The 14,878-nt window shown below is 56.4% G+C and carries 14 protein-coding genes; 7 read left to right on the forward strand and 7 right to left on the reverse strand.

The window, feature by feature from the left end; all coding sequences use genetic code 11:
- Positions 1-169 precede the first annotated feature (169 nt).
- Both ACR0BZ_RS10175 and ACR0BZ_RS10180 read left to right on the forward strand, forming a co-directional pair.
- Positions 170-802, forward strand: coding sequence for a hypothetical protein (locus ACR0BZ_RS10175; RefSeq protein WP_480920135.1), 633 nt, complete (start codon positions 170-172; stop codon positions 800-802).
- Between the two features lie 381 nt (positions 803-1,183).
- Positions 1,184-1,429 (forward strand): hypothetical protein, encoded by a 246-nt coding sequence (locus tag ACR0BZ_RS10180; RefSeq protein ID WP_480920136.1) that lies wholly within the window; start codon positions 1,184-1,186, stop codon positions 1,427-1,429.
- A 349-nt stretch (positions 1,430-1,778) separates the two neighbouring features.
- Here ACR0BZ_RS10180 and ACR0BZ_RS10185 read toward each other — a convergent pair whose 3' ends face one another.
- The 3 genes from ACR0BZ_RS10185 to ACR0BZ_RS10195 are packed head-to-tail and all read right to left on the reverse strand — an operon-like array spanning position 1,779 to position 5,638.
- Positions 1,779-3,497, reverse strand: a complete 1,719-nt coding sequence (locus ACR0BZ_RS10185) for an alkaline phosphatase family protein (protein ID WP_480920137.1) — start codon at positions 3,495-3,497, stop codon at positions 1,779-1,781.
- A gap of 55 nt (positions 3,498-3,552) precedes the next feature.
- Complete coding sequence (locus ACR0BZ_RS10190) at positions 3,553-4,554, reverse strand: DUF1214 domain-containing protein (RefSeq protein ID WP_480920138.1); 1,002 nt, start codon at positions 4,552-4,554, stop codon at positions 3,553-3,555.
- 16 nt (positions 4,555-4,570) lie between these two features.
- Entirely contained in the window at positions 4,571-5,638 is a 1,068-nt protein-coding gene (locus ACR0BZ_RS10195; RefSeq protein ID WP_480484744.1) for a DUF1214 domain-containing protein, read from the reverse strand.
- A gap of 75 nt (positions 5,639-5,713) precedes the next feature.
- On the opposite strand from ACR0BZ_RS10195, the gene ACR0BZ_RS10200 reads away from it, so the two are divergent.
- The 3 genes from ACR0BZ_RS10200 to ACR0BZ_RS10210 all read left to right on the forward strand — a co-directional run bounded on the left by ACR0BZ_RS10200 (position 5,714) and on the right by ACR0BZ_RS10210 (position 8,619).
- Positions 5,714-6,733 (forward strand): helix-turn-helix transcriptional regulator, encoded by a 1,020-nt coding sequence (locus tag ACR0BZ_RS10200; protein WP_480920139.1) that lies wholly within the window; start codon positions 5,714-5,716, stop codon positions 6,731-6,733.
- Between the two features lie 613 nt (positions 6,734-7,346).
- On the forward strand, positions 7,347-8,012 hold the full coding sequence (locus ACR0BZ_RS10205; RefSeq protein ID WP_480920140.1) for a deiodinase-like protein: 666 nt from the start codon (positions 7,347-7,349) through the stop codon (positions 8,010-8,012).
- Positions 8,013-8,148: 136 nt separating this feature from the next.
- The gene (locus tag ACR0BZ_RS10210) at positions 8,149-8,619 is read left to right on the forward strand and encodes a GFA family protein (protein WP_480920155.1); all 471 of its coding nucleotides are present in this window, start codon (positions 8,149-8,151) and stop codon (positions 8,617-8,619) included.
- Positions 8,620-8,750: 131 nt separating this feature from the next.
- Here the strand turns inward: ACR0BZ_RS10210 and ACR0BZ_RS10215 are convergent, their stop codons facing one another.
- Positions 8,751-9,239 (reverse strand): GFA family protein, encoded by a 489-nt coding sequence (locus ACR0BZ_RS10215; protein WP_480920141.1) that lies wholly within the window; start codon positions 9,237-9,239, stop codon positions 8,751-8,753.
- Positions 9,240-9,441: 202 nt separating this feature from the next.
- On the reverse strand, positions 9,442-10,032 hold the full coding sequence (locus tag ACR0BZ_RS10220; RefSeq protein WP_480920142.1) for a TetR/AcrR family transcriptional regulator: 591 nt from the start codon (positions 10,030-10,032) through the stop codon (positions 9,442-9,444).
- A gap of 105 nt (positions 10,033-10,137) precedes the next feature.
- Here ACR0BZ_RS10220 and ACR0BZ_RS10225 point away from each other — a divergent pair, with 105 nt between their 5' ends.
- A complete protein-coding gene (locus tag ACR0BZ_RS10225) occupies positions 10,138-11,346 on the forward strand; it encodes an MFS transporter (protein WP_480920143.1) in 1,209 nt (402 codons plus the stop codon).
- A 298-nt stretch (positions 11,347-11,644) separates the two neighbouring features.
- On the opposite strand, the gene ACR0BZ_RS10230 is transcribed toward ACR0BZ_RS10225, so the two are convergent.
- Positions 11,645-12,556 carry a homocysteine S-methyltransferase family protein gene (locus ACR0BZ_RS10230; RefSeq protein WP_170417800.1) on the reverse strand — a complete coding sequence of 304 codons (912 nt, stop codon included), beginning with the start codon at positions 12,554-12,556 and terminating at the stop codon, positions 11,645-11,647.
- An 84-nt stretch (positions 12,557-12,640) separates the two neighbouring features.
- Here ACR0BZ_RS10230 and ACR0BZ_RS10235 point away from each other — a divergent pair, with 84 nt between their 5' ends.
- Positions 12,641-12,940, forward strand: coding sequence for an MBL fold metallo-hydrolase (locus ACR0BZ_RS10235; protein WP_170417797.1), 300 nt, complete (start codon positions 12,641-12,643; stop codon positions 12,938-12,940).
- Between the two features lie 482 nt (positions 12,941-13,422).
- Here the strand turns inward: ACR0BZ_RS10235 and ACR0BZ_RS10240 are convergent, their stop codons facing one another.
- Positions 13,423-14,829: a DUF7986 domain-containing protein gene (locus tag ACR0BZ_RS10240; protein WP_174819503.1), complete on the reverse strand. Its 1,407-nt coding sequence runs from the start codon at positions 14,827-14,829 to the stop codon at positions 13,423-13,425.
- Between the last annotated feature and the right edge of the window lie 49 nt (positions 14,830-14,878).

A 14,878-nucleotide genomic window follows, 5' to 3' on the forward strand; every position in this document is an offset into this window, starting at 1 on the left:
TCTCCGCAAATATCAGTGCGGAGCGGCGCGCCTTGATGGGGATTATGATTTCAATGAGGGGGTACGAGTTCGGCGCGTCGCACCACCACTGCCGGACATACTCGTTGTCCTTTGATTTGTTTAAATACTATCTTTTGATCCAGTTTGCGATTTTGAGAATGGGTGATTAGTGGAAGAGAATGAAGGCGTCTGGTTTAGCCAGGTCATGTATGACACAACGTTGATGAAGCCCATTACCTCCGAGCAGGCTTTAAATGACTTGCCGACCGCAGGTGCAGTTACAGAAAGAAACAAAGCCGGGATAGTCCAATCCCGTGACGCCTTTCCGGATATGATATTTGGGTTGTACCCGTATAAAAAGCTCAAGGCACTTCCCGACATATTCAACGGGCCTGCTGGTCCCGTCATATCTCGCGCGGTAGCGGATGTACTTCGCGAAGCAGAACTGGGAGAAACGAAAATCTATCCTTTGAACGTTTGCCAACACGACCGTGTGACACCAGTTGAAGGTGAGTATTTTACACTTGCCCTTGGCGAACAGAAAACGGCGTTTGTTCCGGATCAGTCGAATATGGTCAAACCTTTGGGGAATAAACCAGATACTTGGATCAAACAGGGTATGAAGCCCAAAGACTTCGACTTTGTTGTTGCAGACATAGCCTTGGAGGGGCCCGATTTGTGGGTTGATCCATGCCTAGCGTGGAGCCTGTTTTTCAGCGGCCGTTTGGTAAAGGCGCTGAAGGCAGCGAAGCTCACACGCCGCTTCGGGCTGAGTAAATGTAAGGTTGTTTCCATTCACTGAAGGGGTACGAATTTGGGGGTGACGCATTATCGATACCGGCCAAATCATGGGAAAATCTGGCTGGTTGTTAGTGTCCTATTGGAGGCGGTTTGAAATCTATTTCGGTGCAGAGTAGTGGCCCGGATTTTTGGCTCATCGCCGGAATACTTCTGGGCGTCATCCTACTGTATTTGACCTTGCGATTGATGCTCCGCGTATTCGGGGCAAACAAAGAGAAAGTCTCGTGCCGCTGGAAGAGAAAAACCACGCAGGACAAGGAAACTCTGCGCGCTTGGAATTGTCGGGCATGCGGTGTTACAGCATATTCTGGAAACGGACGGAAACCCACAGGCTGTCGCAAGTCCGCCAAACCACAGAGCTTATAGTCAGGATGGCACGGACATGAATGTAGATGAACCGAAGCTGGTGATGTCAGACAGGTGCAAGGCTGTGCTTTTAGACGGGTATCGGTTTGAAATCGAAATCTACCGCTTGGACAACCAGGACAAATGGACGTTGGAAGTGGTGGACCATGAAGACGCCAGTTATGTCTGGGACGACAAGTTCAATTCGGACCAAGCGGCCCTTGATACAGCAATTGAGATTTTGAAAAACGAAGGCGCGTTGGGCTTCATGGGGAAAGAGTAGAAACCTTAGGGTAATCTTAGTGTGGCTAGTGCCGAAACCAAACCAGATATCCATTGGATCTTTACACTTCCTGAGTGCTTTTCCTGACTTTCCTGCGCGCCCTCGCTGACCGTTTTCTACACCCCTCAGAGCAATACCGCGCTTCAGTCCTGCGATAGTCGGGCAGGTCATCCCCACACCACCGACAAACCCAAGTGCCTTGCTTCACACAGCGTAGCATCGCCTTTGCCCGCTTTAAAACCGGAAAGCGGTCCATCTCTGCTACCGCGAACCTGTCAGCGCGAAAAGCTGGAAGCCGACATTCAATCCGACCCAGTTACTGTCTCCGCTTTGCATTACCGCGAGGCGCCTAGTACCCGACGACTTCCCCCAACACTTCTCCTGCGGCGCCGTCGGGTGGGCGCGTATCTGCGACCGCGGCAAGCGTCAGCGCCAGATCGACTGTATGCACTCGACGCGAGACCCGCTGTGGCGCGAGGCTGAAACCGGCAAAAGCTATGGGCACGTGGGTGTCATAACGCCAGGGCGAGCCGTGGGTGACTGTGACCGAGAGACCGTCGAAATCGTTGATGAACCAGCCGGGGCTGGTCACCAGATAGATGTCGCCCGAGCGGTCGGGGTTGTAGTTGTTGGCCACGGCGCGCATCAGCGCATTGTCGGGCAGGGCGCCCGTACGAATGCGGGACGAAGGCACAGCGAAGGCGATACCTTCGAAGGCCGACAGTTCTTCGGCGATGGCGGTTTCCAGCGCGACAAGGTCGATGTCGTCGCGACTGTGCACCTCTTCCGAGAGGGTGAGGTAGGGGTGGTCATAGCCCGCTATCAGCGGATCGCTAAGGCCAAAGCGCGCGCGGATGCGATCGGCGGCGGGCTGGGTCGCCCAGTGCTCGGGGTTGACGTAGCCGCCCATCTCTCCCAGCTCGGCCAGGTATCCCGGCGCCTCGGGCGTGCCGTGATCGGCGGACAGCGCGATCAGGGTGTTCTCGAGCCCGATCTCGGCGTCGATAAAGGCGAAGAGATCGGTCAGGGTGCGGTCGAGCCGGAGCAGGTTTTCCTCGGCCTCGAGGCTGGAGGGGCCGAAGCCGTGGCCAATGTAATCGGTCGCCGAGAAGCTGACGGAGAGGTAATCGGTGACATCATCCTGCCCCAGGCCCTCGGCTGTGATCAGGGTCTTGGCGAAATCGGCGGTGATCTCGTCCCCGGCAGGGCTGAAGGTGAGCAGCGTGGGGAAATAGGGATCGTTCTTCCACGAAAGCGGATCGACGATCGAATAGGGGTGCGGGAAGGTGCGCCCGAACCCGGCAAGATCGGTTTCCCAATCCTGATCGTCGCGATCGCCAAAAAGATAGCTATCGATGGGATGGGTCAGCTGCCACGAGGTGCCGAGATAGTTTTGCAGGAAATCCTTAGCGTTCCAATCGGTCACCCAATCCGGGTAGCCGTCGTAATAATAGCTGGAGGTGACGAATTCCCCGGCGGATTTGGAGAACCAGAACGCCTTGCCGGTGTGGCCCGCCATCGAGACGGCACCACGATCCTTGACCGAGACGCCAAAGACCTTGGCGCGGCCCTGGGTGGCGATGGACAGCTCGTCGGAAAAGGTGGTGGTCAGGATGGCGCGGGGCGAACGGCCATCGGAACTGGCGGCAAGCTGGGTGGGGTCGACCTCGGTGTCGGGGTTCACGTCCGCGCCCCGAGTGAGGAGTGGATAGTCGGCGTCCTCGACATTGTAGATAGTGCGCCCCGTGGCGCGGTCGTACCAGAGGTTGCCTACCATGCCATGGGCCGACGGATGCGCGCCGGTGGCCAGCGTGGTATGGCCGACGACGGTTTCGGTATTGGCGTGGGCGTGGTGGGCGTTGTCGTAGTAGACGCCCTGATCCATCAGATAGCGGAATCCGCCCGAGCCAAATTGGTCGTAGTGGCGGAAAGGCAGGTCGCCCCGCAGCTGATCCACAGTGATCTGGAGGATGAGGCGCGGCTTATCCTCGGCTAATGCACTGTTCGCCAAGGAAAACGCCAGGAAGACGGCGCAACTGGTCGTTTGGACAGGTGGCTTTTTCAACATCGAAGGCTCCTTCCTCTCGTCGATCGGCCCACGCGGTGCGCGGGCCGTCGCGTCATCAGTTTAGGGGCAGGACATCCGGGAAGGTCCAGCTGCCATCGAGGATTTCGGCGCGTGGCTGGTAGAGCCGGACCGTGTAGTTCCAGCCCGGCGTAAGAGGGATGCAGTTGATCCGGTCATCCTCGCAGCCACCGAAATGGATGGTGAAGGAACCATCCTCATTCGGGGTGGCCGAGGTGTTGTTATAGCTGTTCCGCCCCAAATCGTTGGGCGCGAGGAAGCCGTCAGCGTCGTAGACGGTGATCGACCAGAACGCGTCCACCGGCACGTCTTGCAGCGTCACGGCATGGGGGGTCGCGCCGTCATTCCTATCGACGGCGTCGACAAAGGCGCTGGCCGTCGTGGCCGGCTGCCCCGCCCAGCCCGCCATCCCGATCAGATGGCCCAGCGGGTCCACCTCGTCGCGGCGGCCAAAGGCGATGCTGGCATCAAGGCCGACGGCAGCGGCGAGGTCACTGACCGCCTTCCGTGCAGCGGCAAGGGCGTCGAGATCCCAGTCCGGAGCCTCGAAGGGGCCGGTTCCGCCGCCTTCGAGGCGAATTCCGTCCTGCACCGCATGGGCGCGCGCCGTATCGTCGGGATCGCCCGCGTCGATGAAGGTGCGGAACAGGAGCATCGCGAAGCGGGTCCCGACCTCGTCCTCGGTCAGCTCGTATGCACCGGGTTCGGCATAGGCAAAGTTGTAGTGGTCCTGGCTGATCACCAGCACCGACTGGAACCGTCCGTCGCCCTCCGGCAGCGTCACCGTCACCGGCTCGGACAGATCGATGAGGGCGGACGAATACAAGGTGTCCTGGTTGGGCCGGATGACTGGCTGCGGCTTGTCGGCGGAGGTTACCTCGCGCTCATGGGCGATCTCGCCGACACCTGTTCCGTTGTTCTTCATAGTGAGCCGGAACATCGTATCGCTCTCGGCGCGCATGAGGTTCCGGATCGTGATATCTTCGGCGATAACTGGTGCGGGTGCGCAGAGGGCAGCGGCAAGGAGAAGGTGTTTCATTTTTCTGTCCTTTCTGTCAGTTCGCGGGCTCGACACCCGGGAAGACCCAGCTTCCATCCAGCACTTCCGGCGCTGCACGATAGAGCCGCACGGTGTATTGCCACCCCTCGACAAGCGGCAGGCAATTCACGCGCCCGTCCTCGCAGCCGCCCAGATGCACGGTCATCGAGCCGTCCTCATTGTACGTCCCGCTGACGGAGTTGATGACATAGGCGTCCATCGCGTTCGGCGCGAAATAACGGTTTGCATCATAGAGGCTGACCGACCAGAAATCCTTGACGGGCACGTCGGCCGGCACTTCGATCTTGTATTTCCCGACCGGCAGGTTCGGCGAGATTCCGAGATAAAGTGCCTCATCCTCGGGCAACCCACCCCAGCCACCGGCCGTCCCAATGAAATGCCGCACTGGATCGACATCCTCCTTCTTGCCGAACATGTGGAAACTGTCCGGAAGGTAGGCGCCGACACCGACGGCGGCCCTTACGAGCCCTAAATAGCCCTCTTCGTCATAGGGCGGGACGATGAAGGGTTTGGACGAGGCAGCGTCGATCGACATCTGGTCCTGGATTGCGTGCACGGCGGCCAGGTCCGCGGAATCGGTCGCATCCAGCAGGACGCGCAGATAGACGGCGACATATGGCGTGTCAAACGTGTCCATATCGAGTGTATAGGCGCCGCCACCGTGCAAGACCTTGTTCAGGTAGTGGTCCTGGTTGATGACCATCGCCGACATGTAGCGGTCGCCGACATCCGGAAGGGTGACCGTCGCGCCCTTGCTGATATTTATGATCGCGGCGCTATAGAGAGTGTCCCGGTTCGCGCTGATGGTGGTCTGAGCATGGACGGGCATCATTTCGCGGAAGTGGTAGAACTTGTTTACCCCTCCAGCGAGGGCAACATATTTGCCGAACTCGATATCTGTCGCGGCACGGATAAAGTTGTCTACCGTGACTGGGATTTCCCTGCTGTCGGCAAGTTGGTCCACTGTGGTGTCGAAGTTTTGGGCATGAGCGGGACCAGAGACGATCGCGGCCAGGAATGCAAGAAACAAAAATATGCGGTTTGCCAACTGTTTACCTTTCATGAGTCGCCCCTCAAGTCTTCGTTTTCCTGGCGTTTTATCATAGTGCGACCGGTCATTTTGTGACAAAGAGACGCTATGAGACAGAAGTTGGTCAACATCATCGAACTGGCGCACGTCGTGGACATTCTTGACAGCTTCGTCCCGAAACACGTCGTCGAGAGTGCGCTCCGAACGGCTGGTCTTGACCGTAAGATGCTGTCAGAAGGAACCGGGTTTGTTTCCTACGCTGCTGAGGCCGTCATTCTGGAGTCCGTCGCCCGCATGATAAGCGATCGCCATCTGGGTGCCAGGGTTGGCTGGGCCTTCGACTACTTGGCCTACGGAGCTTATGCGAACTACGTGCTGGGCGCACCGGATCTGCGATCTGCGCTTGACCGCGGGCGACGCGCGCTGTCGCTGACGCATCCTGGCTCTGAAATCGTGATCCGACAGACTGACACGCACGTTGTCGTCGGACGAGACTCGAAAGGCTTCTCGGTCGTCGGCCACCGACACCTCGACGAAGGGGCGCTGTTCGTTATTTCCAAGTTGGCCAGGCATTTCCTCGGCACGGACTGGCAGCCCGATTGGTTTGAACTTCCCGATGGCAATAGTGACGACAAGTCAAAGCTTGCAGATCTGTTCGGCGCACCTGTTAGGACGGGAGCCCAGTCACCGTCCGTCGCGCTTCGGCTTTGCGACCTTGACACGCGAAACCCGCACCCCTTGCAGTCTCGGAAGACTATTACATTGGGGGACCTGGGTGCGCTCATGGGGGTTGAGCCGGTTCAGTCCATTGAAGGCGCGGTTTTGCAAATCATGCGCGCTCATCTTCCGACAAGTGTGCTTTCCGAGAGCAAAGTTGCGGCCCATCTTGCGATCGGCCCCAGGTCACTTCAGAGGGCCCTTAGGGCGGAAGGGACGGCATACAGGACAATCCGCTCCATGCTCATCGAGGAGCAGGCGCGCGAAATGCTTCAGAAATCGGACATTCCGGTCGAACGGATCGCCGAAATGCTGGGATACAAAGAGCCGAGAAGCTTTCGCCGTGCGTTCAGGGAGTGGACCGGCTCTTCACCAAAGAGCTTCCGGGGAAACCGAAACACAAACACTTGAGTCGTTGCCGCTGATCACATTCGCATATACACGATGGATTTTCTGGAAACCCAAGGCGTCCTGAAGTCTGCCAAAAAATTTTGAATTTCCCAGACCTGCGCTTCGTCCGCTCTGCCGGCATTTGCCGTTCTTGAGAATGTGCGGCCGCAGCGAATGGCAGGTCCGGCGACGCCGCACTGCGGAGACTGCAAGCGGGGAGAAGGGCCGCAAAGGGCCGGAGTGGTGGTCTGAAGACCACCTCCCACTCAGGATCCTGTGCCGCCTCCGATGTCTGGTTCGAGCCCAATTTACCTGATGCTGCGGCTTGCACCAACGACCGCTTCTTATGGGCGGCCAAAAACGTGACAACATCAAAGACAGTTTTGCCAAGGGTTTGTGGCACAAGGTTTTCCAATGATTCTGACGTCAGCAACGGCTGTGACAAAAACGACCGTTTTTGACACGCGGGTTGTAAATTCAAACAACTTTGGGCTGCCAGCACTTCCATCGACGAAGGTCGGCTCGGAACACAAACCGACGGAGCGTCGTTTCCTACGCAGACTTCGCCTTTGCAGACTTATCTTTCGAGCGTGCGTTGGTTCCTGCTAAGGTGCGGGGAAGGAGGGTTTTCTTTATGAGCAGAATTGCTTTTGAAATGCGAGACCAGATGGATGGCATGACGGAAGCCGATTTCGAAGACACCATGGGCTTGAGCAAATCTGCTTTCCGCGACTACCTCAGGATCGCAGCAGACCAAGAGGAAAAGTGCAGGGCTCAAGAGGGCGAAGCAGCCCCAGATTTTTCCGCTCACACTCTTAACGCCGATGGAGGCATCTCTTCCGGACTGCTGAGCCTCTCTGATCTTCGCGGCTCTCCTGTCTCACTGATATTTGGGTGTTACACATGCCCGGTTTTTCGTCGCCAATCAGATAGGATGAAGCAACTGATTGAACAATACAGCGGACGGGTTCAGTTCGTGTTTGTCTATGTGTTGGAGGCGCATCCAACTGATGGTTGGAACACCGAGTCGAATAGAGCCGCCGGAGTGATGTATGCCCAGCCCATCAGTTTGGAGGACCGTGCAAAAGTCGCTAATGATTGGCGAAAGGCATACGGATTCAGAAGTCCGGTCGTGCTTGATTGGCCAGACAACCGAATAAACGCGGATTATGCTGGAGAGCCAGAACGTCTTTACGTCCTGGACGGTGACTGCCTTGTTACGTTCAAGTCGGAACAGGGACCCTACTACGATAGCCATCTCGAAGACTGGGCTGTAGCCCTAGAAAATGTGGTTCGCTGACATCAAGCGAAATCTATGGTTTTCAATATTTGCAGACGACCAGTTTGCCTAAGAACTGGAAGCAGCAGACAAACATGCCGTGCGATGATAACTTCACTGGATGACACAAGAAGACGTTTCCAAGCTTGGCGGCTGCATGTGCGGCGCGGTCAGGTATGAGGTTTCCGCCGAACCATACTATGTGGCCGTTTGCTCCTGCACCTTCTGTCAACGGCTCACTGGCTCAGACTACAATGTCGAGAGCATGTTTCGGGAGCATCAATTCCACCTGACAAAGGGCCAAACCAAGAAGTACACCTACATATCTGACGGTAGTGGACAACCAGTTCACATTCATTTCTGCGAAGACTGCGGGACTTCGATGTTTTTGAGGCCGGACAGGTTTCCAGATTGTGTCGGTATATTCTCTGGATCGTTTGATGACCCAAATTGGTTCCGACGCGACCCAGAAAATGTGGGATACTTTTTTACATCCGAGGCACCCCGAGGAACGATGATACCCGCAGGGTTTGATACTTACTCTGGCCACGCAAAAGCGCTTGATGGTTCCATGAATGAGGCAAAGAGACATCCAGAGCCGTTCATGGTTGGACGGTTCGAAGACTGAGTTGCTCGCATTCTGGTTGCACAACTGAAACCAACCAAAAACGACCGTTTTTGCCGGGGCGGTTTTGTCACGGGGTTATTGTCAACTGCACGCACCGGTCGGGTCGCGCGCACGGCACAGTGCAGTGTGCTTCAGTCCGCAACGAAATATGGTGAGGAATGAACTGTTGGCTCAATCGGTGTGCCATCGTTTTCGGTGGCGTGGCGATCAAAAGTCTTGAAACCTGGTGACAGAATCGTTCCGGGACGGGCCTCGGAAACAAAGATATGCTTGCTGTTCTCCGGGGTTACCGTAATCGATACCGGATCATCCAAAGTTCCTACGTAAATTCCAATGCGGTCGGGCCATCGCTCGAAGGTCAAGGCAAGTTTCGTGCCGCATTTGTCGCAGAAATGGACATTGATATCCTTACCACTGCCTTCAGAAGGGAGCGTGTAGATAGAGGGATTATCGCCCGAAAACGTGAAAGAATCGCGCTCGAAAATCGGTTCAATCATCCTGTCCGAGCCCGTGGCGCGCTGACAAAAGCGACAATAGCAGACCGTAACCCAAAGGGGATCGCTACCGGTGTTGTAACTTACATTGCCGCAGAGACAGCGACCGGAACAACCAGAAGACATGCATCTCTCCTTTGCCGACTGTTTGCTTGATATCAAAGCTTGGTCTGCGGGATTCCGTGCTGTCAATGAATATCCGGTTTTCGGGAATGGCTATTCGTGCCTAAAAGAGTTTGTAACTGCAGCGGATTGGCCAAAACTCGTACGTTTCTGTCACCGGCAAAAACGACCGTTTTTGACAACATTCGATCCAGGCAAAGCAATCCTAAGTTGTTGAGGAGAAGGCATTCAGCTCCTGCAATCTTGCGAGCTCGCAAGCCGCCCGTCCTGCTGTTTGGATGTATTCGGTGTTTCCATGGATCAAAGCAAGGATCATTGATCCTTCAATCAGTGTTACGATGGAACGAGCAGCGCTTCCGGAGTTATCGTGCCCTGCTTTCGTGAGTTGTTCGGCGAGCCACTGTTCAACCAAGACCTTGTGGGAACTGGCCGCCTTGCGGGCCGGATGCCCAGGCCTATCGGCTAGCTCGGATGCAATTCGCGTGAAACCTGATCCAAGAAATGGCTTCTTTTCTGCCCATTCATGGAGGCGTAAAAAGAGGTTTTGTACGAGCTGCACGGGTGTCTGCTCTGCCGATCCCGCCCAGTCCTGAAATTGTCGCAAGAGGTATTCGTGCTGATCGGTTAGAACTTCAGCGACGATGTCGTCTTTGCTCTTGAAATGATAATACACCGTTCGCTTTGTCACGCCTGCCCGTTCCGCGATGGCATCCACGCTGACACGGGTGAACCCCTCTCGCCGAAAGAGCGCATATGCTGATTTGACGATTTTCTCTTTGGTGCTTTCTTGCGTCATCGCTGCCTTCCGCATGTATACTCACTAGTGAGGTGACACACCTTTTGAGGCGAATTAGCACTTGAATCAACGACTTTCTTCAAGGCTTGCGAAAGGAACATTTGCATGAAAGGAGATGCCATAACACCCGAGCCAAGGTTCAGATGGATCGTTGCATTCTCAGCCGCCCTAATTCTGGCAATTGCCATGGGCACCCTTGTGAACGGTATGTCGGCGTTTCTTGTCCCGCTTGAGGACGCGTTTGGTTGGAGTAGAGCCGAGACGGCAGCAATTAACTCCTTCGGGCTGATCGGTATCGCAATAGGCGGTATCCTCATGGGTTTCCTGGCCGACAATCTGGCGACGCGAACCGTGTGCCTGGTCGGAGCCGTGGCGATGTGCTTGGCTCTGCTTGCCTCGGCCTATGCGACCGCGTTGTGGCAGTTTTATACGCTGTTCTTCGTCGCAGGAGCGTTAGGTGGCGGTGCGTTTTTTGCACCAGTCATCGCCTTGGTTGGCGGTTGGTTCAGAACCGGAGCTGGACTGGCGATTGGGATTGCATCGGCAGGCCAGGCAGTGGGCCAAGGTCTCGTTCCCTATGGCTCAGGGTATCTGATCGAAACGGTCGGATGGCAGGGGGCCTTGACGTATCTTGGGATACTCTGCGCCTTGACCCTTGTCCCGTTGTCTTTCGTGATGATTGATCCCCCGAAGCACGGCGATAATGCAGCGTCGCAAGGCCATGATAGCGTGGCTTTGTCGCCTCGCCTTGTTCTTCCGGCCTTGTCCGTTGCGGTGTTGGGGTGTTGTGCTGGAATGGCCGTTCCATTGATCCACCTGGTGCCTCTTATCCAGATTGTGTGCGGTGTGGGTGCCGAAGCGGGCGGACCTTTGCTTCTCATGCTTGTGACCGCCATTGCCGGACGAATTTTCTTCGGGCGGCTTGCCGACACGATTGGGCCTCTTCGTGCTTGGATGCTGGCAACGGCTTGGCAAACCGCCCTGATGCTCGGGTTCATGCTGTTGGGGTCACTTCAGGCTTTTTGGATATTCGCCGTCCTTTATGGATTTGGGTATGGGGGCGTGATGACCGGCGTCTTGGTATCGGTGCGTGTGCTCACGCCCGCGTCACGGCGTGCCTCGGCAACTGGAATTGTGCTTGCCTTTGCCTGGTTAGGACACGCCGCTGGAGGTTGGCAGGGTGGTCTTACCTTCGACATAACAGGTGCCTACTTCTGGGCATTTGCAAACGCGACGGTATTCGGCCTTATCAACCTCGCAATCATCGGGACGATTTACGTTCTTCTGCGTCGGCAAAGGAGGTTGCCAGCTTAGGCTCTCTCTGGGGATAAAAAATCAGATTGAGGTAAAAGACGACCGTTTGTGACCGGCCCCATTCATCCAAAGCCGCCGTTGGCGCAGCCGCAGCGAAAGAGCGATTTGTCCGCAGACTGTGAGTTCGAGCGCGAGCAGATCGTGCACCTGCGGCGAAAGTCCGGTCTGACGGGCCGCAGCGCGGCAAATGCGAGCACCAGCCAACGGCAGGTCTGGGCCGATCTCCTAACAAGTTGTGGAAAGAAATTACGGGATCACCTTAGATCTCAGCGTTATCGCTCAGATTGAACCAAGTTGGCTATGCTAGTTCGCTGATCATCGATTTCAGATGGCGCATGTCGGTACCGCAGCATCCTCCAAATACTTGGATCGACGGATTCTGCCTCGCAATCGCGGCAATCTGTTTACCAAGTTCAGCTGGATCGCCTTCGTCCAGCTCATCTGCTTCGTCAAGTTCCGCATGCGAGCAACTCGAAGCGTTCGCCACAAGGCCTCTCAGCCGGGGGTGGTTGCCAAGCGCTCCGGCGAAATGGGTAGGGTGAGCGCAGTTGACCATAAAAAACAGCGCCGCCGAGTCGGTTGCTGCGTCGATCTGGTCAATTCCGTCCACAAGTTTGGTCCCGTCTGCCAGGCACCCGTCTGTCTCAACAACCAGAGACATGATGATCGGCAGTTCAGCGTCCCGGGCGGCGAGGATGCATCCCGCTGCCTCGCTTGGGCGGTTGAATGTATAAGCGGTGACCAGATCGAGGCTTGTGTCTTTCAGGCTGTGCATTTGAGCGGCGTGGTATTGACGTGCATCTTCGACGGGTACCGGCGGGATGTCGGCGTAAGGATCATGGCGCGGGCCGATGCAGGCCGACACCAGTACATCATCGCGAGCGGCAGCTTGGCGCACGTCTTCCATTAGACTGACCGCATCTTTGTTTACTTCGGCGAGCCGCTCTGCATCGTACCCCAAGGGCGCTGCCCGGTCGGCGTTCGCCATCCATGTGGGCGCATCAAGGATGCATCCGACATTCATTTCACGGGCCAGATCGACAAGAGCCTGCATTTGACCGGCCAGTATCACCCTGGTGCCAGGTTCTTCCAGCAATGGAAACGACGCGAAACCGGGAAGCTCAATTCCATGATTGAAAATCAGGTCGGTGCCAGTGCCGGCGTAAACCAGAAAGGGCTTGTTACCTTCGAGTGGGAGCTGTCGCGCCATTCTGATCCACGCCTATTGCCGTTACCTCTACACAAGAAACCTACTTTGTCTCGGGCCTCCTGTGAACCTTAGGACTGCGACAGGGTGTATTCCGTCACTCTGATCCCCACGCCAGGCCAAACACCAGGTCATGTCTCGGTCGAAATCACCAGTGGCGACCGGCGCGCTCTGATTACAGGTGATGCAATCCATACAACCGCCCAGTGCTGGCATCCCGAGTGGCATTTTATGTTTGATTCCGATGCTGAGATGGCCGTGACATCCCGTCGGAAACTGTTGGAAAGCGCCTCGGAAACGGGATGTATTGTGCTGGGAAACCACTTCGCTTTGCCGTCTATTGGTCGGGTGAAGGCGGACAACGACGCGTTTCGCTGGGAGGACTAGCCCAGGTTGTATTTTGATGTGCGCGGGTCTGTTGTGGGATGGCGGCTGACGTGAAAGTTCGACGCGCCGCGCAGCTTACAGGCAATGATCGGCGAAACTAAATCTCGAACCCATTGGGCTATGTCACATTCCCTTGAATTCTTGTTTCACAAGCTTTCTCTCTTCACCATTTTGTGAAAGCCTGAAGCAGTTATGAGTGACAGAGTGTGCAATTTTCAGAAAACAGTGGTTCTTTCTGAACTCCAATCAGCTCTCTTGGACGGAATTTGTGATCACTGCGAGGTGACAAGTTCGGAACTGGCCAAGAGTGGAGAGGTGCTGGAAATATGTGGACAAGAGTACTGTTTCGATTATGAAACCGGTGTGTCCACGGAGACTGAAATTTTGTTGTGCCCCAGCTGTCACGAGGCAAACCATCTGGACGCGCAGCGACAGCATAACCCTTGCCACATCTCTGCAAGACGCAGCCGGGAAAACATGGGTTAGTCGATGGGTTCAGGAGGCGAAGCTTTGGAACGGTTTTTGCAAGAACCATCGCTGGTCCAATTTCGGTAGTCTGACAGACCAAGCTCGTCCCACATCCAGCCGAAATCATACTCAGCCACCGGAGAGCCGGTCTGGCGCGCGCTGCGGTTTTCGATTGTCTTCAGCCAGTCTATGACTTTCTTCCTGCCCGCCGTGCTGCGAACGGCCTGGCGCGGGGTCTTGCCATCCAGGGCAGGAATCGGCTGGTCAAGCGTATCGCGGTAATGCTGTTCGAGATATTCGTGGGCCATCTGACGGGCAAGGGCACGGGGGATGTCCTCTTCTTCTGCCACTCCGTTACTCGTGCTGTCATCCGCCATCATCTGTTCGGCGGTCTGGATTGATGTCAGCGGAGATTTCACCAGGTCGCCCAGGAGGTCCCGGACCAGGGCTTCGCCGCGTTCAGCGCGCGCTGTAGAGCTCACAGAAAGTGTGAGTGTCCGACCTTTCAGATCTAGGGACCCAAGCACGGAGGCCCCTGACATTGATTTGTCCAACACGAGGCCGGTGCCGTGCTTGGTGCCGGACGGGGTGTCGAGGTCAAGCCAGGTCCAATCCTTCTGGCCTGAGATCACGAGTTCTGCGGACTGTGTTAGCTTTTCAGATACCTGGCTTTGCGTCACTTTGCTGGCGAGGGGGAAGCGCATGTCGTGAAAGAGCAGGTTGTCGCCATCGCTGTTGCTGATTTGTGGTGGTTCCGGATCCAGTAGGTTCGGCAGATGTGCGAAGAGCCAGGCATTGGTGAAGAGGGGTGCGGAACGGTGTAGCTGATCCTGTGTCAGCCTCAGTTCAACGTCGGGGTTCAATTTCAACACGGAGCGGAGCCCGTCTTCAAAAAACGCGACGGTGTCGGGGTCGAATGGGAGCAGCGCCCCCGAGATCACGTTATAATCCCCCTGTGCGACAACCCGAGCTGCGATGCGATCCCATCGCTGCAGCATCTGCGTCGCGCTGTGTTCCCGGACGGTAACCGGCTCTGCGTCCGAAAGCATGTTGCGCAAGACCATGGATCTGCCGGGGTCTACCTCGCTCACCTCATAAAGGCTGACCGACGCGTCCCGCAATCCTTTGATATAGGCGCGGGTCTGCGCACTCTCCTTGGAACCGCTCCCTTTCAGATAAGCATCCGCAGCGTTTTCGGCGTCCGCTCCGAATGTCCTGCCCAGCAAATCTTCCAGGCCACCACCCCACAGGACCATCGGCCAATCCTCGCCCAGCAAGTCGCCCAGATCCTCGAACTCAAGATCGAAGGCCTCGAGCGCTGGCAGAAAATGCTCGTCCAACACATCAGCGAGCCGCTCATGCCAAATCTCGTCACGGGTGATAAACCCGATGAGCCCACCAAGATCGTTCCCCGTTGTCATCTTCAGCTTCTCCCTGTTTGCCGGACAGGGGCGATTTAGCGCAGATTGC

The sequence above is a fragment of the Ruegeria sp. P8 genome (assembly GCF_056534665.1).